At 61.9% G+C, this 19340-nt stretch carries 18 protein-coding genes; 4 read left to right on the top strand and 14 right to left on the bottom strand.

The genetic code is table 11. The features are described 5' to 3' along the window. The first annotated feature begins 9 nt into the window (after nucleotides 1-9). Nucleotides 10-1518, top strand: a complete 1509-nt coding sequence (cls, locus tag KUF55_RS11385; RefSeq protein WP_218816714.1) for a cardiolipin synthase — start codon at nucleotides 10-12, stop codon at nucleotides 1516-1518. Nucleotides 1519-1695: 177 nt separating this feature from the next. Here cls and KUF55_RS11390 read toward each other — a convergent pair whose 3' ends face one another. From KUF55_RS11390 to KUF55_RS11400, 3 genes are all read right to left on the bottom strand, one after another. Beyond that, nucleotides 1696-2487 (bottom strand): ABC transporter ATP-binding protein, encoded by a 792-nt coding sequence (locus tag KUF55_RS11390; protein WP_132358366.1) that lies wholly within the window; start codon nucleotides 2485-2487, stop codon nucleotides 1696-1698. Next, a complete protein-coding gene (locus tag KUF55_RS11395; protein WP_132358368.1) occupies nucleotides 2480-3403 on the bottom strand; it encodes an ABC transporter permease in 924 nt (307 codons plus the stop codon). Before KUF55_RS11395 ends, KUF55_RS11390 begins: the two co-directional genes overlap by 8 nt. A 95-nt stretch (nucleotides 3404-3498) precedes the next feature. Further along, entirely contained in the window at nucleotides 3499-4503 is a 1005-nt protein-coding gene (locus KUF55_RS11400) for an ABC transporter substrate-binding protein (protein WP_132358370.1), read from the bottom strand. Nucleotides 4504-4920: 417 nt separating this feature from the next. Between KUF55_RS11400 and hrpA the strand changes: the two genes are divergently transcribed. Continuing rightward, entirely contained in the window at nucleotides 4921-8925 is a 4005-nt protein-coding gene (gene hrpA / locus KUF55_RS11405) for an ATP-dependent RNA helicase HrpA (RefSeq protein WP_218816715.1), read from the top strand. Between the two features lie 140 nt (nucleotides 8926-9065). Here the strand turns inward: hrpA and KUF55_RS11410 are convergent, their stop codons facing one another. Both KUF55_RS11410 and KUF55_RS11415 read right to left on the bottom strand, forming a co-directional pair. Beyond that, nucleotides 9066-9494 (bottom strand): HIT family protein, encoded by a 429-nt coding sequence (locus KUF55_RS11410; RefSeq protein WP_132358374.1) that lies wholly within the window; start codon nucleotides 9492-9494, stop codon nucleotides 9066-9068. Nucleotides 9495-9680: 186 nt separating this feature from the next. Continuing rightward, nucleotides 9681-10544: a sulfurtransferase gene (locus tag KUF55_RS11415; protein WP_218816716.1), complete on the bottom strand. Its 864-nt coding sequence runs from the start codon at nucleotides 10542-10544 to the stop codon at nucleotides 9681-9683. Between the two features lie 207 nt (nucleotides 10545-10751). On the opposite strand from KUF55_RS11415, the gene KUF55_RS11420 reads away from it, so the two are divergent. Continuing rightward, nucleotides 10752-11774: a PLP-dependent cysteine synthase family protein gene (locus KUF55_RS11420; RefSeq protein WP_218818767.1), complete on the top strand. Its 1023-nt coding sequence runs from the start codon at nucleotides 10752-10754 to the stop codon at nucleotides 11772-11774. A gap of 7 nt (nucleotides 11775-11781) precedes the next feature. Here the strand turns inward: KUF55_RS11420 and KUF55_RS11425 are convergent, their stop codons facing one another. Beyond that, nucleotides 11782-12459, bottom strand: a complete 678-nt coding sequence (locus KUF55_RS11425) for an MBL fold metallo-hydrolase (protein ID WP_132358378.1) — start codon at nucleotides 12457-12459, stop codon at nucleotides 11782-11784. A 167-nt stretch (nucleotides 12460-12626) separates the two neighbouring features. Between KUF55_RS11425 and KUF55_RS11430 the strand changes: the two genes are divergently transcribed. Beyond that, nucleotides 12627-13070: a Fur family transcriptional regulator gene (locus KUF55_RS11430; RefSeq protein ID WP_218816717.1), complete on the top strand. Its 444-nt coding sequence runs from the start codon at nucleotides 12627-12629 to the stop codon at nucleotides 13068-13070. A 46-nt stretch (nucleotides 13071-13116) separates the two neighbouring features. On the opposite strand, the gene KUF55_RS18785 is transcribed toward KUF55_RS11430, so the two are convergent. From KUF55_RS18785 to KUF55_RS11460, 8 genes are all read right to left on the bottom strand, one after another. Then, entirely contained in the window at nucleotides 13117-13317 is a 201-nt protein-coding gene (locus KUF55_RS18785; protein WP_255556995.1) for a hypothetical protein, read from the bottom strand. After that, nucleotides 13314-13424 (bottom strand): hypothetical protein, encoded by a 111-nt coding sequence (locus tag KUF55_RS18790; RefSeq protein ID WP_304623557.1) that lies wholly within the window; start codon nucleotides 13422-13424, stop codon nucleotides 13314-13316. Before KUF55_RS18790 ends, KUF55_RS18785 begins: the two co-directional genes overlap by 4 nt. Nucleotides 13425-13463: 39 nt before the next feature. Continuing rightward, the gene (locus KUF55_RS18795) at nucleotides 13464-13694 is read right to left on the bottom strand and encodes a hypothetical protein (RefSeq protein ID WP_255556996.1); all 231 of its coding nucleotides are present in this window, start codon (nucleotides 13692-13694) and stop codon (nucleotides 13464-13466) included. Nucleotides 13695-13880: 186 nt separating this feature from the next. Beyond that, nucleotides 13881-14759 carry a metal ABC transporter permease gene (locus KUF55_RS11440; RefSeq protein WP_218816718.1) on the bottom strand — a complete coding sequence of 293 codons (879 nt, stop codon included), beginning with the start codon at nucleotides 14757-14759 and terminating at the stop codon, nucleotides 13881-13883. 7 nt (nucleotides 14760-14766) lie between these two features. Beyond that, a complete protein-coding gene (locus tag KUF55_RS11445) occupies nucleotides 14767-15597 on the bottom strand; it encodes a metal ABC transporter ATP-binding protein (protein ID WP_132358384.1) in 831 nt (276 codons plus the stop codon). After that, a complete protein-coding gene (locus KUF55_RS11450; protein WP_218816719.1) occupies nucleotides 15584-16549 on the bottom strand; it encodes a metal ABC transporter solute-binding protein, Zn/Mn family in 966 nt (321 codons plus the stop codon). The genes KUF55_RS11445 and KUF55_RS11450 overlap by 14 nt, the downstream gene beginning before the upstream one ends. A gap of 67 nt (nucleotides 16550-16616) precedes the next feature. Further along, on the bottom strand, nucleotides 16617-17684 hold the full coding sequence (locus KUF55_RS11455; RefSeq protein ID WP_218816720.1) for a hemolysin family protein: 1068 nt from the start codon (nucleotides 17682-17684) through the stop codon (nucleotides 16617-16619). Then, on the bottom strand, nucleotides 17681-19033 hold the full coding sequence (locus KUF55_RS11460) for a hemolysin family protein (protein ID WP_218816721.1): 1353 nt from the start codon (nucleotides 19031-19033) through the stop codon (nucleotides 17681-17683). Before KUF55_RS11460 ends, KUF55_RS11455 begins: the two co-directional genes overlap by 4 nt. Between the last annotated feature and the right edge of the window lie 307 nt (nucleotides 19034-19340).

Raw genomic sequence — 19340 nt, forward strand, 5'->3', positions numbered from 1 at the left:
GTAGTCAACATGTTTTCAGGTGCTTGGTGGTGGGCGACCGCCCTTCTGCTCGTCGATCTCACCATCCGCGTGCTGGCGGTGATCATCGTCCCGCGCAACCGCCGTCCCACTTCGGGTATGGCGTGGCTACTGGCGATCTTCCTGATTCCCTATTTCGGGGTCATCGCCTTCCTGCTCATCGGCTCCCCCAAGCTGCCGCGCAAACGGCGCAAGGTACAGAGCGAGATCAACTCCTTTATGCGCGAGGTGACGGCCGAGGAACGCCACGAGGAAACCCACGAGCAGAATCCCGCATGGTTCAACTCGCTGGTGAAGATGAACGCCACTTACGGCGGACTGCCCCTGCTGGCAGGGAATTCGGGCCAGCTGCTCGGCGACTACGAGCAAACCATCAAGGCGATGTCAGCCGCCGTGGACGACGCCACCGACTACGTTCACGTGCAGTTCTACATTTTGAGCTCGGATGCGACCACCAACGGCTTCTTCGAGTCCCTGGAGCGCGCCATCGCCCGTGGTGTGATCGTCAACGTCATGCTTGATCACTGGGCATCACGCGGCAAAAAGTACTACGCGGCCACCAAGGCACGCCTCGATGCCATGGGCGCGAGCTGGAGATTGATGCTGCCGCTGAAACCGCTGGAAGGAAAGTTCCAGCGGCCCGATCTGCGTAACCACCGCAAGATCCTGATCATTGACGGCACCGTGGGCTACATGGGTTCACTGAACATGATTTCGCGCGACTACAACGTGCCCAAAAATATCAAGCGCGGCCTGAAGTGGCAGGAACTGGTGGTGGAGTTGCGTGGCCCGGCCGTGGCAACCCTCGATGCGGTGTTCATCTCCGATTGGTACTCCGAAACCGGTGAGGTTATCAGCGCCGGTGTGCGTCGGGACGAGCTGGTGGCCAGCGGGGAGCATCTGGGCCGGATCAGCAAAGCGCTCATCGACCACAACACCGAGGCCGGGACCATGCTCACCCAGGTGGTCCCCTCGGGTCCGGGTTTTGAGCGCGAGAACAACCTGCGGCTTTTCCTGGGCCTGATCCACGCGGCACAAAAACGCATCGTGATTACCTCCCCCTATTTTGTGCCCGATGAGTCACTGATGTACGCCATCACCTCCGCGGTGGCCCGCGGGATCCCGGTGGATCTTTTTGTCTCGGAGATCGGTGATCAGGCGCTGGTTTACCACGCTCAGCGTTCCTACTACGAGGAATTGCTGCGCGCCGGAGTGAGAATCTACCTCTACCCCGCGCCGTACATTTTGCACGCCAAACACTTCACCATCGACGACGAGACGGCGCTGATCGGCTCGAGCAATATGGACATGCGCTCCTTTGGATTGAACATGGAAGTGTCCATGCTGGTGCGCGATGTGGGCTTCGTGGCGCAAATGCGTGAGGTCGAGGATCACTACCGTGAGCTCAGCCGACTGCTGACCCTCGAGCAATGGATGGAGCAACCCCTACGCTCCACCGTGCTGGACAATCTGGCGCGGCTGACCTCCGCCCTGCAGTAGTCAGGCGCGCCCAGACAGACGCCAAGCAGTAGCCAAACCCTTCCCGGGCAGCAAAAAGCCGCGCTTCCCACCTTGGTTCCCCCACTCAAGGGGGAACTGAGGTGCGCGAAGCGCGGCTTCTCCGGGGTTATTAGGTCGCCGACGCCCCCAACAAGCGCGGACACATCGACTCGGAGACTACTGCAGCATGGTCCGATCATCGAGCTGAGCGCCCTTGATCTTTTCGAACTCGTGCAGGAGGTCGGGAACCGTCATCTTGGCCTTCTGCTCGGAGTCCAAGTCCAGAATGATCTGGCCATCGTGCATCATGATCAGACGGCTGCCCAGGCGCAGCGCCTGTTCCATATTGTGTGTGACCATCAGCGTGGTCAGCTGATGACGCTGAACGATCTCTTCGGTCAAACGGGCGACCAGGGCCGCGCGCTGCGGATCAAGGGCAGCGGTGTGCTCATCAAGCAGCAGGATCTTGGGCCCGGAGAACGTGGCCATCAACAAGCTCAGCGCCTGGCGTTGACCACCGGAGAGCAGCCCGACCTTGGCCTTGAGCCGGTTTTCGAGTCCGAGTTCGAGGGATTTGAGTTCCTCAACAAACCGCTCACGCTTTTTCCTAGTGACACCGGGCGCCACACCGCGGAAGGTGCCGCGGCCCAGGGCCAGGGCCATGTTTTCCTCGATGGACATATTCGGTGCCGTGCCGGCCATCGGGTCCTGGAACACGCGGCCGATGTATTTGGCGCGAGCGTGATCTGCCAGCTTGGTGACATCTTTGCCAGCGATCGACACGTTACCGGTATCGGGGCGCAGCTTGCCGCCCACCATGTTCAGCACCGTTGACTTACCGGCACCGTTGGAACCGATGACCGTGACAAATTCGCCATCGGTCAGTCTCAGGTTGATATCGCGCAGGGCCTTGCGCTCATTCACGGTCCCGGGGAAAAACGTCTTGCTCAGGTTGGTGATCTCAAGCATCGATACCCACCTCCTTGATGTCCTGGTTGGTGGTGGCCTTGCCGCGGATGCGGATGCGGTTGGCGAACTTTGAGAAGCCCTTCCACTGGGGCAGGATCAGGGCGATGACCACCAGCACGGCGGAGATCAGCTTCATGTCGTTCACTTCCAGGCCGGCGTTCAGGGCCAGCTGGATGACCAGTCGGTAGATGACCGAGCCCAGGACAACGGCCAGGGCGGCGAGCCAGATGAACCGCTGACCGAAGATCGCCTGGCCAACGATGACCGAGGCCAGACCGATCAGGATCACGCCGATGCCCATACCGATGTCCGCAAAGCCTTGGAACTGCGCGATCAGTGCGCCGGCGAAGGCCACCAGACCGTTGGACAGGGCCAGACCCAGAATCTTCTGGTTGTCGGTGCTCACCCCGAAGGAGCGAATCATTTCCTCGTTGTCGCCGGTGGCGCGCATGGCCAGGCCAACATCGGTGCGCAGGAACCAGACGATCAGGCCCACCACCACGAGGCAGCCAAGGAACAAGATGGCTAGCGAGGTGGGGGTCCCCAACAACCTGTTTTCACGCAACGGGGAGATCAGCGTGTCTTCACCCAGCAGGGAGACATTGGCCTTGCCCATGATGCGCAGATTGATCGAATACAGCGCGATCATGGTCAGGATTCCGGCCAGCAGGCCATCGATCTTGCCCTTGGTATGGAGCAGGCCGGTGATAACGCCGGCGAGGGCACCAACAACAAAGGCCAGCAGCGTGGCGATGAGCGGGTTGGTGCCGTTAACGATCAGGATCGATGCCGTGGCGGCACCGGAGGTGAAGCTTCCATCTACCGTCAGGTCGGGGAAGTCGAGAATGCGGAAGGTCAGATAGACCCCGAGGGCCATGATTGCGTAGATCAGGCCGAGTTCAACCGCGGTGATCATGGGTGGATCCTTGCGTTATGAGGTGTGGGTTAATGCTGTTGGCCGGTCGGTCTTAGTCCGACCGGCCAACAACGAGCGAGGAGAAGCCCCGCTGTTTACTTGTAGGTTTCTACCGCTTCGGAAAGCAGATCGGCCGGGAAGGTGACGCCGATCTTCTTTGCTGCGGCGGTGTTCAGGTACAGCTCGGCCTGGGTGATGGTCTCCACCGGCATGGACTCGGGCTTCGCTTCACCCTTGAGGATCTTCACGGCCATGGCGGCGGTCTGCTCACCGAGCTTCTCGTAGTTCAGGCCGTAGGTTGCCGTGGCACCGCGCTTGACCGACGATCCATCGGCGGAAATCACCGGGATCTTTTTGTCCTGCGAGACCTGGATCAAACCCTCGAGTGCCGAAACGACGGCGTTGTCGGTCGGGACGTAGAAGGCGTCAACGTTCAGGCTTGATGCCGCCTGCTGCACCTCGGAGGAGGCGGAGATGGCCTTTTCCTCGATGGTCAGGCCCAGCTCGGCTGCCGCTTCCTTGGCCCACTTGACCTGGACGGCGGAGTTGGCTTCACCCGAGGAGTAGACAATGCCCACGGATTTGGCTTCCGGCTTGATCTTGGTCAGCAGTTCCAACTGCTCCTTGACCGGGTTCTTATCCGAGGTGCCGGTGACGTTGGCACCGGGTGCCTCGGCGCTGGCCACGAGCTTGGCATCAACCGGATCGGTGACGGCGGAGAAGAGCACCGGGATCTCGGTGATGGACTGGGCTGCTGCCTGCGCCGCCGGGGTGGCGATGGCCAGGACCAGATCGATGTCCTTGTCGGAAGCGAACTTGCCGGTGATCGCGGTGTTGGTTGCCGCTTCACCCTGCGGGTTCTGCTCATCGTAGGAGATCTTGTCGCCGGTGTAACCGGCATCGGCCATACCCTTCTTGAATCCCGTAGCCACGGCATCCAGTGACGGGTGCGTGAGGTACTGGTTGATGCCAATCTTGACCGGACCCTCGGCAGCTGCGCCGGAGGTTGGGGATTCGGCACTTGAGCCGCCGCAGGCGGAGAGCAGAAGTGCTGTGGCGGCAACCCCGGCTGCGAGTTGTACGGACTTGAAGAGTTTCATGATGTTCCTTTCATGGCGTGCGAGCGTCATGCCTGATGTTCTGTGATGTCCAATTTTCCGGGCATTTCAGGATTTGTACGTCCCTCGCCAAGCGGTAGGAAGTTCTCCTCGTGAATTGCTTCGATCCTACATGTGAAGCTACTCACATTTCTTCCATCTACCCTGAATTGCAAGACAATTCGTCAGGATACCAGCAGGAGTGCGTGCAACTTTGGTCTGTGACGGACATAAAACAGACAAGTTGTATCTCCACACCGGCAGATTCAGACGCTACCGTGGACAACCCAGTTTCCCGCAGACGATCCGGCGCACCCACCGGAGAGAACACGGCGGCCGCTACAGGTTGCCGATTCGGCGCCGCGCGCGCCATCATGGCCGCCGGGATCCGGCCGGATGCTGGCATAGACTTGTGTCATCATGGCCCTGACGATTTCGTATCCCGAAGCCCTTCCCGTATCCGCGCGACGTGATGACATCATGTCCGCCATTAAGGACAACCAGGTGGTCATCGTCGCCGGTGAAACCGGTTCCGGAAAGACCACGCAGCTGCCCAAGATGCTCCTCGAGTTGGGCATGGGCAAACGCGGCATGATCGGGCACACCCAGCCCCGCCGGCTGGCAGCACGTACCGTCGCCGAGCGCATCGCCGAAGAACTCGGCACCACCATCGGCGCCGAGGTGGGCTTCCACGTGCGTTTCACCGGCGAAGTCTCCCGCGCCACCCAGGTCAAGGTGATGACCGATGGCATCCTGCTGGCCGAGATTCAGCGCGACAAGCTGCTGAAGAAGTACAACGCGATCATCATCGATGAGGCCCACGAACGCAGCCTGAACATCGACTTCCTGCTGGGCTACCTGCGCCGCATCCTGCCCAAGCGCCCGGATCTGAAAATTGTCATCACCTCCGCCACCATCGACCCGCAGCGCTTTGCACAACACTTCGCCGCCGAAAGTCCACAGGGCGAAGAACCGATCCCGGCACCGATCATCGAGGTCTCCGGACGTACCTTCCCCGTGGAGGTGCGCTATCGCCCGCTGAATCCCGCCGATGGCATGGACGAGGATGAATTGGATCCGGACTCGGCGGTGGAGGATCGGGACCCACTGGATGCGATCGCCGAGGCCGTGGACGAACTTGCCACCGAGGCTCCGGGTGACATTCTGATCTTCTTCCCCGGCGAGCGCGAGATTCGTGATGCCGCCGAGGTCTTACGTGCCCGGGTACAGACCAACCGGCGTTTGGCCGGCACCGAGATTCTGCCGCTTTTTGCGCGGCTTTCCCTGGCCGAGCAACACCAGGTCTTTAATCCGGGGAAAAACCGACGGATCGTGTTGGCCACCAACGTTGCGGAAACTTCGCTGACGGTGCCGGGCATCAAGTACGTCATCGACACCGGCACCGCCCGCATCTCCCGCTATTCGCACCGCACCAAGGTGCAGCGCCTGCCCATTGAACGGGTTTCCCAGGCCAGCGCCAACCAGCGTTCGGGGCGTTGTGGCCGCGTATCCGACGGCATCGCCATCCGTCTGTATTCCGAGGAGGACTTCACCTCCCGTCCGGCGTTCACCGACCCGGAGATTCTGCGCACCAATCTTGCCGCGGTGATCTTGCAGATGAGTTCGATGGGCGTGGTGCGCACCGCACGCGACGTCGCCGACTTCCCCTTTGTCCAGCCCCCCGATGCCAAGTCCGTTAACGATGGCATCGCGCTGCTGCGCGAACTCGGTGCCCTGAACACCGGAACCGATGCGTCCATCACCAAAATTGGTTCACAGCTGGCCCAGTTGCCGGTTGATGTTCGCCTGGGTCGCATGATTGTTGAGTCAAGCACCCGTGGCTGCGCCAAGGAAGTCATGGTGCTCGCCGCTGCCCTCTCCATTCAGGACCCACGGGAGCGGCCGAGTGAGGAAACGGGCAAGCGTGAACGCGCGGCAGAAATGCACAAGCGTTTTGTGGATGCGAAGTCGGACTTCTCCTCACTGCTGAACCTCTGGCGTTATCTGCAGGAGCAGCAGAAGGAGCTCTCTTCCTCCGCCTTCCGTCGACTGTGCAAAAACGAATACATCAACTACCTGCGCGTGCGTGAATGGCAGGATCTGTTTACGCAGCTGCGGCAGCTGGCCAAACCGCTGGGCATCACCATCTCTCCCGAGCCCGTGGACCCGGCGACCAACGAGGATGCCATCCACATTTCCCTGCTGGCCGGCCTGTTGGGGCATGTGGGTTCCTGGGATGAGCGCAAGCGCGAATATGTGGGGGCCCGCGGTACTCGCTTCTCCGTCTTCCCCGGTTCCGCACTGTTCAAAAAATCCACCGAGTGGGTCATGGCCGCCGAGCTGGTGGAAACCAGTCGGCTCTGGGCGCGCACCGTGGCACGGCTGGATCCCAAATGGGTGGAGGAGATCGCCGGAGATCTGCTCAAGCGCAACTACTCCGAACCCCATTGGTCACGCAATGCCGGTGCGGTCATGGGATACGAGAAGGTCACGCTCTTCGGGCTGCCGATCGTCCCGCGCCGCCGCATCCAGTATTCGCGGGTTGACCCCGAGCTCTGCCGTGAACTGTTCATCCGCAATGCGCTGGTGGAGGGTGATTGGAAGACGCACCATAAGTTCTTTGCCCGCAACCGCCGGGTGCTCGAAGACATTGAGGAACTCGAGACCCGCATGCGTCGGCGCGATCTGCGGGTCAGCGACGATGACCTCTTCGAGTTTTACGATGCGCGCCTGGGCGCCAATGTCCTCTCCGAGCGGCACTTTGACCGCTGGTGGAAGGCAGCTCGGCATGAGGATCCCACGCTGCTGGACTTCAACCCGGAGGACATGCTCCAGGCGGACGCCACGGAACTTGATGAGGCAGCCTACCCACGTACCTGGCGTCACGGCACGCTGGATCTTGATCTGGTCTACGAATACAACCCCGCCGCCCGCGCCGGAGAATCCGATGGCGTCTCGGTACGGGTCCCGGTGCTCTTCTTAAACCAGCTGGACCCCGTGCGTTTCCGTTGGCTCATCCCGGGGCTACGCGTGGAGCTGGTCACCGCGCTGATCAAGTCACTGCCCAAGGCCATCCGGAAAAACTTTGTACCCGCTCCCGATGTGGCTCGCACCGCGGTGGCCGCGCTCGAAGCGGACTTTAATCCGGAGACCGACGATCTGGCGGCCTCGCTGGAACTGGTGCTCCGCCGGCTCAAGGGTGTGGTCATCGAACCCGGTTCGTGGAATTGGGAGGCGCTGCCGGCCCACCTGCGTTTCACCTTCACCATCCTTGATGCCGAGTCGAAGGTGCTTGACGAGTCGCAGGAACTAGCCGTGCTGCAGCAGTCCCTGGCCGCGGCTAACCGCTCCGCCCTGGCCCGGTCGTTGGGCATCAAGCCCGGTGCCGCGCTCCCCGGTGCCCCGGGAGCTGCCAACGGGGCGCGGGGCGCCAAGGCGGGTTCCGGTTCCACGGTGCCTCGGGGTGGCTCGCTGCCCGCTTCCACCTCCGGTGCTCGGCGTGGATCCGCGGGTTCGGCCGTGGCCACCACCGTGTGGGAACGTACCGGTTTGAGCGACTGGGACGCGTCGGTGGGCAACAACGGGGTCATCACCCCCAAGGTGGTCACTCAGGTCGCAGGTCAGCAGGTCACCGCCTACCCGGCGTTGCTTGATGACAAAACCTCGGTACGCCTGACCGTCTTCCGCAATCCGGTGGAGCAGCTCGCCGCCCACCGCACCGGCGTGATCCGATTGCTGCTGCTGAAGGTACCCTCCCCCGCACGCTACGTCCTTGATCACCTGAACAATCTGGAAAAGCTGGTCTTTACCCAGAACCCGCACGGCAGCGTGGACGAATTGATCCGCGACTGCACCATGGCGGCGGTGGACAAGTTGGTCCCCGAGACCCTGCCCTTCACCCAGGCGGAGTTTGAGGCCTTGTACGAGCAGGTCCGTGCCGAACTCATCGACACCGTCTTCAGCGTCACGGCCATCGTCGAGAAGGTGCTCTCCGGTGCCCGCCGGATCAACAAGGAGATCAAGTCGGTCTCCTCGATGGCGCTGATTAATGCCCTGAACGACGTGAAGTCGCAGCTCGGGCAGCTCGTGTACCCCGGCTTTGTGGCCAACACCGGTTATGCGCAGCTGGCGCAGTTGCCCCGGTACATCTCCGCCATCGAAAAGCGGCTGGAAAAATTGGCCGGCGGCGCGGTGAATCGTGACAACGTGGCCATGACCGACATCCAGTCCCTCGAGGATGACTACGATGCCGCCCTGTCTCAACTGGTGCCCGGCACGCGCACCCCGGCGCCCTTGGCTGCGGTGAAGTGGATGCTGGAGGAATACCGGGTCTCACTCTTCGCTCAGGAACTGGGGACCGCGTACTCGGTGTCGGCCAAACGGATCCGCGTTGCCATGCGTGAGGGGCTGGCCGCCGCGTCCTAGGACGGCGTGGATCATCACCCGTTCTCAAGCGACAGATGCCCACCTCGAATGATTCTGGACGAATCGCTCGAGGTGGGCATCTTTTTCTGCGGTACTCCGCCGGGCATCGTTAGCCGACGTCTGTCGCCTAAGCCTGTCGCCTACGCGTCCGGAATAACATCTCCGTGGCCATCGAGGCGCAGGGCGGCGCGCAGCTGCTGCGCATTATTGTCTAGGCTGGCCGGATCCGGGTCGATCTCGGCACGCGCCAAATCGAAATCTGCCAGCGAATTAGTGGGCCACACATGCACGTGCAGGTGCGGCACCTCAAATCCTGCGACCATCAGCCCGGCCCGCTCGGAGCCAAAGGCGGCCTTCTGGGCGCGGCCGATGTGTCCGGCCACCAGCATCAGGTGATCGAGTAAGTCCGCCGGTGCGTCGGTCCACTCATTAATCTCTTCGCGCGGCACCACCAGGGTGTGGCCGTTGGTGATCGGGCCGATGGACAAGAACGCCACCGCACGATCGTCCTTCCAGATAAAGCGCCCGGGAATCTCGCCATTGATGATCTTGGTAAACAGCGTGCTCATGCACCCTCCTTGGGGGTTCTCGCCCAATGCGGCGAAATCGAGAAAAATAGGTGTTGCGGCACGACGGGAGCCTGGGGACCACGTCGAAGCCGATGTTCCGTGCACCTCTGGCATTGAGCCTATCAATCACCCGGTGCACCGAGCATGTGGATGATGCCGGCAGCGCGTGATGTAACCGCCGGTGGCTTAAGGCAGCGGACCCGTGGCTGCCGGGCGTGCGACGTCGGCACAATATTGTGACCACGAGCCCGGGTAGAGAGCCGCCCGCACGCCGATGGATTCCAGGGCAAGAATCTGGTGCGCGGCGGTCACCCCGGATCCGCAATAGGCGGCAACCTTCGGCGCCGCGGCACCGGCGGTGATGCCCAGCTCCGCCAACTGACGACGCAATATATCCGCATCAATAAAGTGCTGGTTTGCGTCGAGGTTCACGGTGGTCGGCCTGTTCACGGCGCCCGGGATGTGCCCGGCGCGCGGGTCAACCGGTTCCTGTTCGCCGCGGTAGCGCTCGGCGGCCCGGGAGTCCACCAGGATTCCGTGCTCGGGGTAGCTCAAAACGTTCTCCAGCTCGATGACTGGCATGCTGCCCCAACCCAACTCGACATTTCCCGCCCCGGGGGTCACCTCACCGGTTTCCAGGAGCAATCCCGCGGAGCTCCAGGCACCCAGACCACCGTTCAACACCAGCACCTCACCGAATCCCGCATGGCGCAATAGCCACCAGCCGCGAGCCGCGGCCAGGGCGCCGGTGGCGTCGTAGAGCACCACGATGGAATCGGTGTTAATGCCCCAGCGGCGCGCGGAGGCGGCCAGGTCGCCCGGCCAGGGCAGCGGGTGGCGGCCCGCGGCCGGGTGAGCCGGCGCGGCAAGCTCGGACTCCAGATCAACAAAGACCGCTGAGGGTAGGTGCCCGGCCAGGTAGTCGCTGTGTCCACTGCCAACGCTTTGACCCAGCTTCCAGCGCACATCGAGCAGCACCACGTCGGCATCGGTTTTCAACAGCGTCGACAATTCGTCCGCTGAGATCAATGTTTGGTGAATTCGTTCCATGCTCGGCTGCTCCCGTGTCTATTTTGCTGGCCCGCTGCCCGCCCTTCTTCCAGCCTAGTTCCCCCGCCGACTCGCGGGGCCCCACGGCCCGGCGTCCGGTTCGGTAGGCTTACTCGGGTGGATACAACACCCTTGATTCTATTGCCCGAGCCTTCCGCCTCCCGATCATGGGTTGACGCGGCCGTACGAACCATCGAGGCCGAAGCCATGCGCTCGGCCGACACCCACCTGCACAAGCTTTCACTGCCGGCCGCGTGGGGCATCGATCTGTATCTCAAGGACGAATCCACGCACCGCACCGGCAGCCTGAAACACCGTTTGGCCCGCTCCTTGTTCCTCTATGGTCTGGTGAATGGGTGGATCACCGAGGGGACGACGATTGTGGAGGCCTCCTCCGGATCCACCGCGGTGTCCGAGGCGTACTACGCCCAATTGCTCGGCCTGCCGTTTATCGCCGTCATGTCCGCTGGCACCTCCCCGGAGAAGATCTCCCTGATCGAGGCCACCGGAGGCACCTGCCATCTGGTGGAGGATCCCTCCAGCGTGTATGCGGAATCCGAGCAGTTGGCCGCTGCCACCGGCGGGCACTACATGGACCAATTCACCTATGCCGAGCGGGCGACGGACTGGCGGGGCAACAACAACATCGCCGAGTCGATTTTCGGGCAGCTGGCCGCCGAGGAACACCCCATCCCCTCGTGGATCGTGGTGGGTGCCGGCACCGGCGGAACCTCGGCCACCATCGGGCGTTATGCACGCTACCATCGTCATCCAACGCGTCTGGCGGTTGCTGACCCGCAAGGTTCGGCGTTCCTTCCCGCGTGGGAGGCGCACCATTCCGGGGGCAACCCGCGAACAGCCACGGGAACGGCCAGCCGGATTGAGGGCATTGGGAGGGCTCGGCCCGAACCGAGTTTTGTCCCGGGCATCATCGACTTTATGGCCACCGTTCCAGATGCCGCCTCCGTGGCCGCCATGCGGCACTTGAGCGATTTCGCGGCACTGCGCTCGGGGCCTTCCACCGGCACCAACCTCTGGCTGGCCTGGCAGATCATCGCCTCAATGCTGGCCAACGGTGAGCGGGGATCGGTGGTGACGCTTTTGTGTGACAGCGGCGATCGCTACGCCACCACCTATTACAACGACGCCTGGCTGGCCTCCGCGGGGCTGGACCCTGCCGAATATGACGGACGGATCCAGCGCCTGCTGGGTACCGGACGCTGGAACTAGCGCCTGCTCAATCGTCCACGGATTGGGCTTCGCCGTTGAGAATCCGGTGATAGTTCAGCGCCCGCGCGCTAGCAGCACCGCCCAGCAGGCGATCCACCAGCGCTAGTCCACGATCGTTGAGCAGCCCGTCGTGAATGGGGATATTCACCGGTGCCGCCACGATGGACAGGAATTCGATGCTTTCGCCGATCTTCGCCCAGGGTGCGTGAGCGGGGATCAGCAGGGTGCGGATGGAGATGCCCTCGGGCACCTGGTAGCTATCCCCGGGGTGGAACAGGTTCTTGTTGATGAAGTAGCCGACGTTGCTCACCGCGGGCATCGAATGGTGGATCACCGCGTGGAGCCCGCCGTGGGTAGAAATCTCCATTCCCGCGGCCGTGAAATTCATGCCCGGCACCACCGCATGGATCCGCGCGGCCGCCTCCGACACCCCGGCCGCCCGTGCCGCCGCCACGATGGTGGGCGCCAACGCCGATGGAGTAAACACCGTCAGCTCGGGGTTATCGGTCATGGCAGCGAGCACCGCATCCAGATCACAATGATCCGCATGCTCGTGGGTAATGAGGATGGCTTCGGCTCCCTGCAGCGCCTGATGACTCGGGGAAAAATTGCCCGGGTCGATCACCAACGTGCGGTGCTGCGATTGAACCTTGATGCAGGCGTGGTTAAATTTGGTGATCTCCATGTCTCCCACCCTAAACACTGAGGGGCCCCGGACACCAGCATCGCCCAGTTTGGTGCACCGCTGGTAAACTCAAGGTGCCCGGTGTCTGCCCCCGGGTCCCGAACCAATGGCGGTCGATTCGCCACTAGAACGGGTGTTGTACCGATCTACTAGGAGTGCCGCAAGACATGACAAATCCTGCTACCGAACGGCGCAGTTCCGAACAGCGCGTAACCAAGCAGCGCTTGGCAGTGAATGCCGCGCTGGAGCAGGTTGATGATTTTGTCACGGCGCAGGAACTTCACCGCTGGCTTGTTGACGAGGGTGACAAGGTTTCTCTGGCCACCGTGTATCGTCTGCTACTCTCCATGGCGGAGGACGGCATGGTCGATGTGTTGCGTAATGACGAGGGTGAGGCGATGTATCGTCAGTGTCTCATCGAGCATCACCACCATCACCTAGTCTGCCGCAATTGTGGCAAGGCGGTAGAAGTTGAGGCCCCCGCCGTGGAGAAATGGGCCGCTCGCGTCGCGGAGGAAAACGGCTACACCGCACCCACTCACACCGTGGAGATCTACGGAATCTGCCCGGCGTGCACGGCCGCCGAAGCGGCCAAGAACGCCGACGTCTAAACGGAACCACCGAGCCACAGGGCCTTCACCCATCCCCGGCGAAATGTTAAGCGTCGGTCCTGGCAAAGGGCGATGGACCCACGATATTGATGCCGCCATTGTGTTGTGCCGACTCCACAACGCGGCCAAAGTCCGCCGGGCCGACACCCTGCGCCCCTGCGTCAAGCTTTACGCCGGCGTCCCAATAGAACGCCTGAGCGACCCCCGGAGTATGCAGGCACAACACCCTGGTGACATCCTGCGTCACCTTAACGCGTGGGCCATACCTCGTGGCGCCATCACCATCCCACCGGCACCAATCCGTGACTCGTACCCATCTAGATGCATCACGATTTCACCGCTGAGGACGATCATGGTCTCGTCGGACGCCGGGTGCGTGTACAAGGGCGTGTCTTAGCCCTTCTCGAGCTGATCCTCGAAGAGTAAGAAAGCTCCGGCGGTTTGCGCCTCGGTGGCCTTCCAGAGATGCACTCCACCTCCGTAGAACCAACGGCGCTCCCCTGCCTCGGGTTGCAGGATGATGGCCGGCAGTTTGTTTCCGGTATCCACGATGATCGCCTCTTGAGCTGATGTGGCACTGGGATCGGGATTCAGATCCCACGAGAAGACTGGACCGATGCTCACGGTGAGTCAATCATCTTGGGGAACCGTAGTGGAAGCCGATGTGTATCGTCAGAGCCGCGCTGAACTCCGCTGGTCGACTCCCGCAGACGGCGGATTATCGCCGGCACAAAAATGGCGTGTGTTCGCCCCCTCGGATCGGGGGCCAACACACGCCATTGTCCCAACCGTTGGTTGGGTTGAGCGCGACTAGGCGGCTACGACCGCCATTTTTTCCGAATGCCGTACTTTGTCTCTGCGCCAGGCGATGAGCCGGCACACCAGATAAATCAGGAAGGAAATGGTGGTGACGTAGGGGCTGATCGGCAGGGATCCGGCGAGGGCCAACAGGATGCCGCCCACCACGGATGTCATGGCGAAGGCCACCGACAGGCTCACCGTCAGTATCGGGTTGGAAGACACCCGGATGGCTGCCGCGGCCGGAGTGATCAGCAGGGCCAAAACCAACAGCGCACCAACCACTTGGATGGAGAGGGCGACGGAGAGGCCCAGGACCACCATGAAGGCCACCGACAGTCTGCCAGCGGGGATGCCACGGGCCGCTGCCACCGCCGGGTCCACGCTGGCGAAGGTCAACGGGCGCCACATCGCAATCAGGGCCACCACAACGACCACCGAGCACACCGCCAGCAGTCCCAGCTGCACGGTATCCACGGCAACGATTTGACCGGTGAGCAGACCGAACTTGTTGGCGCTACGTCCCTCGTACAGCGCCAGGAACAAAATTCCCAGGCCGAGCCCGAAGGGCATCAGGACACCAATGATGGAGTTGCGGTCTTTCGCCGCTGCCCCCATCAATCCCAAAACCAGTGAGGCCAGCACCGAACCAACCAGTGAACCCAGCACAACGTTGGTGCCGATCAGCAGGGCGAAGGCAGCACCGGCGAAGGAGAGTTCGGCGATACCATGGACCGCGAAGGCCATGTCGCGCAGCATGACAAAGATGCCGATCATGCCCCCGACCAGACCCAACAGGGCACCGGCGATCAGCGAGTTGCTGACCAAAGGCAGGATCTCGGCATAGTCCTGGAAGCTGAAGACGGTGCTCCAGATCTCGGAAATATCCATGTGGTTCCTAGGCTCCTTGGTGCGGGTGGGAGTGGTTGACGGTTTCGGGCATACCGACCACCACAATGCGGCCGTTGGATTCGAAAACCTCGATGGGTGATCCGTAGAGCTCGGAGAGCACCTCGGAGCGCATCACTTCTTCCGGGGTACCAATGTGGAAGCGTCCACCGGCGAGGTAAAGCACCCGGTCAACATATTGCAGAATCGGGTTGATCTCATGGGTCACGAAGACCACCGCGGCTCCGTGGTCGCAGGCCTGGCGGTGGATGAGACCGGAAATGGCCTGCTGGTGGTGCAGATCCAGGGAGAGCAATGGTTCGTCGCAGAGCAACAGCCGGGGATCATCGGCCAATGCTTGAGCCGCGCGCAAGCGCTGCTGTTCACCTCCGGAGAGCACTCCGACGGGGCGGTCGGCATAGGCGCTGGCCCCCACAAGTTCCAAGAGTCCGTCCACCCGCTCGCGCATGGCCTTACGCTTGAGCCGAATCCCCCATTTGTGTCCGTCGATGCCCAACGCCACTAAGTCGCGGGCCCGCAATGGGGTGTTGTCGTCAAAGGGGCGTTGCTGCGGAATGGTGCCCACCTGACGTGAACCGCGGGCCACGGGCTTGCCGCATACCTCAACGCTTCCACCGGAGAGTTCTTGCAACCCCATCAGCGTGCGCAGCATGGTGGTTTTGCCCGATCCGTTGGGACCTAGGACCGCCAGGAACTCGCCGGGGGCGATATCTAGGTCCAGTCCGTCCCACAGTGGGCGGGCGCCAAAGCTCAGCGACGCGTTGCGCAGGCGCACCACCGGCGCGGGCGCTGTGGCCGCGGTGGCATTATTTACCGGCAAGGGACACCTCTAGTTGCTGCACGTTTGATTCCATCCACGAAATATAGTCTTGCCCCTCGGGCAGGGTTTCGGTTAGTTCCAGCACCGGCACGCCGGCCGCACGGGCCGCGGCTACGACCTGATCGGTTTGTGCGCCGGAGGTCTGGGTGTTCACTGCCAACAGCGCATAACGCTTGGCGTTCAGTGAGTCGGTGAGTTTATTAAGCAGCAAGGGGGAAAGGTCATCCCCGGCTTCCATGGCCGCACTGACTCCCTGAGGTGTTCCGTCCTTCAGGCCCGCTTCGGTGAGCAGATAGAACGGCAGCGGTTCGGTCATCGCGAATTCGCGCCCCGTTCCCCCACCGGAAAGTGAGTCGATCTTCAGAAGTAGCGCCTGAATCTTTTGGTCAAAATCTGCCGCGGCCGCGGTGAACTCTGTCGCCCGCTCCGGGCGCAGTTTGGAATATTCCGCGGCCAGGCCTCGTGCCAAGGAACCAACTGTGCGCACGTCATACCAGACGTGTTCATTGCCCTCGGCGTGTTCATGATCTGCTGTGGCCGCACCCTCGGTTGCCGGTGAGCCGGCCGCGGAATCACCATCGTCATGGAAGTCAATCGCGTGAATCACCGCGCCAGATTCGTTCTGCGGCACCTCGGAGAGCGCATCAATGAAGGGGTCGTATCCCCCGCCATTGGCGATGACAACATCGGCCTTGGCCACCGCGAGCTTGTCGCGCGCGGTGGCCTCGTAGGAGTGCGGATCCTGCGAGGTCCGATCGATCAGGGCACTGACGCTCACGGCGTTGCCACCCACCGCACGAGCCACATCTGCGTACACCGAGGTGGAAGCCACCACGGTGATTTCGCCGTCGTTCGCGGATTCACGATCCTGCCCGGGCGGCACCGTGGCGGCGCAGCCCGGAAGCAACAACAGGGATATGGCAAGCGTGATGGCGCGGATGGGCTTGTTCATGCGGTGCGTGTGTGGCCTTTCGAGAATTACAGAACCACCATACTATCCCAATTGCGAGTCATTCGCATTATTGGGCGCTGCGGTTTTCCCTTCGGATGCCACGCTTCTGGTTCTGGTCATCAATCTCGCCGACCAGTTGTTCCAGCACGTCCTCCAGGAAGAGCACACCGAGCGTGGTTCCGGTTTCATCCACCACCCGAGCCAGATGCTTGCCATCGGCGCGCATCTGCTCCATGGCATCTTCAATCTCCGCGTCCTTATCCACCACGCCCATGGGGCGCAACTCAATGTTGGACACCGGGTGGTGATAGGAGCTATCCGGCAGGGCCATGACGTCCTTCATGTGCCAGTAGCCAACAAACTCTCCGCCGTCGGTGATGATGATGCGCGAGAAACCGGTGCGTCCCACGGTGCGTTCGAACTCTTGCACCGTGGTGCCGCGGCGCAGCGTCACCATTCGATCGCGAGTGACCATGGTCCCGGCGGCCGTCAGGTCCGAGAATTCCAGCGCCTTGCGGAGCATCACCGCGTCCTCGGCCTCCAAGGTGCCGTATCGGGCCGAGCTGGCAATGATTGACTGCACCTCGGCGGCGGTAAAGGCCGAGTTAACCTCGTCCTTCGGCTCCACCTTGAGCAGATGCAGGAATCGGTTGGCCACCCAGTTCAGCGAGACCACGATGGGGTGCAGAATCACGGAGAGCACGAGCAGCGGTCCGGCCAGCAGCAAGACCGCCTTATCGGCCATGGACACCGAGATATTCTTCGGCACCATTTCGCCGAAGGTCACGTGCAGGAAGGTCACGATGAGCAGCGCCAGAATAAAGGCGATGCTCCCGGCCAGTACCTCCGAGACGCCGAGGAACTCCAACGGCACCACAAAGAGGTGGTGAATGGCCGGTTCGGCGACGTTGAGGATCAACAGTGAACAGACGGTGATGCCCAGCTGGCACACGGCCAACATGATCGATACCGATTCCATGGCCTTGAGCGCACGAATGGCGGCCTTGTTGCCGGCATCGGCCAAGGGCTCGATCTGTGAACGTCGGGCGGACATGACGGCAAATTCTGCGGCAACAAAAAACGCGTTGCCCAGCAGCAAGACGATCAGCCACAACAGGCCGGCGAAGTCGTTCATCGCTGATTCTCCGATGCTTCATCCGGGCTGGACGCCGAGGCTGCCCCGGAGGCGCTGGGCGGGCGCGGTACAAAGTGCAGTTCTGCCACGCGGCGCTTATCCAGGGCGGTGACGGTGAACGTGCCACCGGGGATCTCCACAACGTCATTGAGGAAGGGAATTCGACCGAGTTCGGCCATGACAAATCCACCCAGGGTTTCGTAGGCGGCATCGTCCGGGATCTCCACCTCACCGATGAGATCGTTGAGCTGATCGGGGCGGGACATGCCCGGAATCTTCCAGGAGCCGTCGGGCAGCTGCTGGACCTCCTCGGTGGCGGTATCGTGCTCATCGGCGACCTCGCCGACGATTTCCTCAATCAGGTCTTCCAGGGTGACCATTCCGGCGGTTCCGCCATATTCATCGAGCACGATGGCCATTTGCAGGTTGGCGCTGCGCAATTGCACCAGCAAGGTGTCCAGATGGACGGTTTCGGGCACAAAAATCACCGGAGTCTTGTTCTCCCCGACCTCCTTGCCCGCGCGCTTATCGCGCGGGATGGCAATGATCGTCTTGACGTGGCAGACACCCTTGATTTCATCGGAGGAACCATCCGTCACCGGGAAGCGCGAATAGCCGGTTTCCTTGGCTAGCTCGATGACCTCCTGCACATGGGCAGTATGTTCGATGGTCTCCATCTGGATGCGCGGGGTCATCACGTCGGCCGCCGAGCGCTCGGAGAATCGCACGGTGCGGTCCACAAAGAGTGCAGCATCCTTGTCCAGGGTTCCCATTTCGGCACTACGACGGACCAGCGAGACTAACTCAGCGGGTGAGCGTGCGCCGGAGATTTCCTCTTTAACTTCCAGCCCAAAAAGGTGCAGGATCTTGTTCGAGAAACCGTTGAGCACCACGATCGCTGGCTTGAAGACGGCGGTGAATACCAGCTGGGGTCCAGCCACGGCACGGCCAATCTCATACGCCTTGGCAATGGCCAGGTTCTTGGGGACCAGCTCGCCGATGACCATCGACAGCAGGGTGGCCAGCACCATGGCGGTGATGAGGCTGATGGGGGCCGCGGATTCGGCAAACCCCACGGATTCCAGTGGGCCGCGCAATAGTTTGCCGACCGATGGCTCCATGACGTAACCGGTCAGCAGCGTGGTGATGGTGATTCCCAGTTGGCAGGAGGAGAGCTGGGTGGAGAGAGACTTGAGGCACTGCAGCAGGGCGGTGGCCTTGGTGTCCCCCGCGTCAACGGCTTCCTGGACACTTGACTGATCCAGCGCGACGAGGGAAAACTCGACGGCGACAAAGAATCCGGTGCCCAAGATCAGCAATAGCCCAACGGCTAAGAGCAACCACTCCATTTAGTGTTTCACCGCCCCGAGGGCGCGTGAACTTCGGGGGGCGGCAACGCCGTGGCCCGGAAGTTTAGAATATGTGTGCCTGCAACTAGAAGGCTCCGATAGCGAAGCCGAACTCGGCGAGCAATGACATGAGTGGCCGGCGCTGCGTGATTTCACGACGGGCCGGCACAGAGAATGACTGTCCATTATGGATTCAGTCTAACCGATGGGCGAGGCGAGAACGGGCAGGCCGAATCGGAACCAAATCGCCCGCGGTCAGTAGGCCCGCGCGGCGTAAAGTCCGCAACCTTGTGCGTCACAAAGCCCC

This window comes from Paeniglutamicibacter sp. Y32M11, from assembly GCF_019285735.1.
Classification (GTDB): Bacteria; Actinomycetota; Actinomycetes; order Actinomycetales; family Micrococcaceae; genus Paeniglutamicibacter.

Coding starts and splice junctions, on each gene's coding strand:
- cls (WP_218816714.1), top strand. CDS start 10: ATGTTTTCAGGTGCTTGGTGGTGGGCGACCGCCCTTCTGCTCGTCGAT.
- KUF55_RS11390 (WP_132358366.1), bottom strand. CDS start 2,487: ATGCTTGAGATCACCAACCTGAGCAAGACGTTTTTCCCCGGGACCGTG.
- KUF55_RS11395 (WP_132358368.1), bottom strand. CDS start 3,403: ATGATCACCGCGGTTGAACTCGGCCTGATCTACGCAATCATGGCCCTC.
- KUF55_RS11400 (WP_132358370.1), bottom strand. CDS start 4,503: ATGAAACTCTTCAAGTCCGTACAACTCGCAGCCGGGGTTGCCGCCACA.
- hrpA (WP_218816715.1), top strand. CDS start 4,921: ATGGCCCTGACGATTTCGTATCCCGAAGCCCTTCCCGTATCCGCGCGA.
- KUF55_RS11410 (WP_132358374.1), bottom strand. CDS start 9,494: ATGAGCACGCTGTTTACCAAGATCATCAATGGCGAGATTCCCGGGCGC.
- KUF55_RS11415 (WP_218816716.1), bottom strand. CDS start 10,544: ATGGAACGAATTCACCAAACATTGATCTCAGCGGACGAATTGTCGACG.
- KUF55_RS11420 (WP_218818767.1), top strand. CDS start 10,752: ATGCGCTCGGCCGACACCCACCTGCACAAGCTTTCACTGCCGGCCGCG.
- KUF55_RS11425 (WP_132358378.1), bottom strand. CDS start 12,459: ATGGAGATCACCAAATTTAACCACGCCTGCATCAAGGTTCAATCGCAG.
- KUF55_RS11430 (WP_218816717.1), top strand. CDS start 12,627: ATGACAAATCCTGCTACCGAACGGCGCAGTTCCGAACAGCGCGTAACC.
- KUF55_RS18790 (WP_304623557.1), bottom strand. CDS start 13,424: ATGATCGTCCTCAGCGGTGAAATCGTGATGCATCTAGATGGGTACGAG.
- KUF55_RS11440 (WP_218816718.1), bottom strand. CDS start 14,759: ATGGATATTTCCGAGATCTGGAGCACCGTCTTCAGCTTCCAGGACTAT.
- KUF55_RS11450 (WP_218816719.1), bottom strand. CDS start 16,549: ATGAACAAGCCCATCCGCGCCATCACGCTTGCCATATCCCTGTTGTTG.
- KUF55_RS11455 (WP_218816720.1), bottom strand. CDS start 17,684: ATGAACGACTTCGCCGGCCTGTTGTGGCTGATCGTCTTGCTGCTGGGC.
- KUF55_RS11460 (WP_218816721.1), bottom strand. CDS start 19,033: ATGGAGTGGTTGCTCTTAGCCGTTGGGCTATTGCTGATCTTGGGCACC.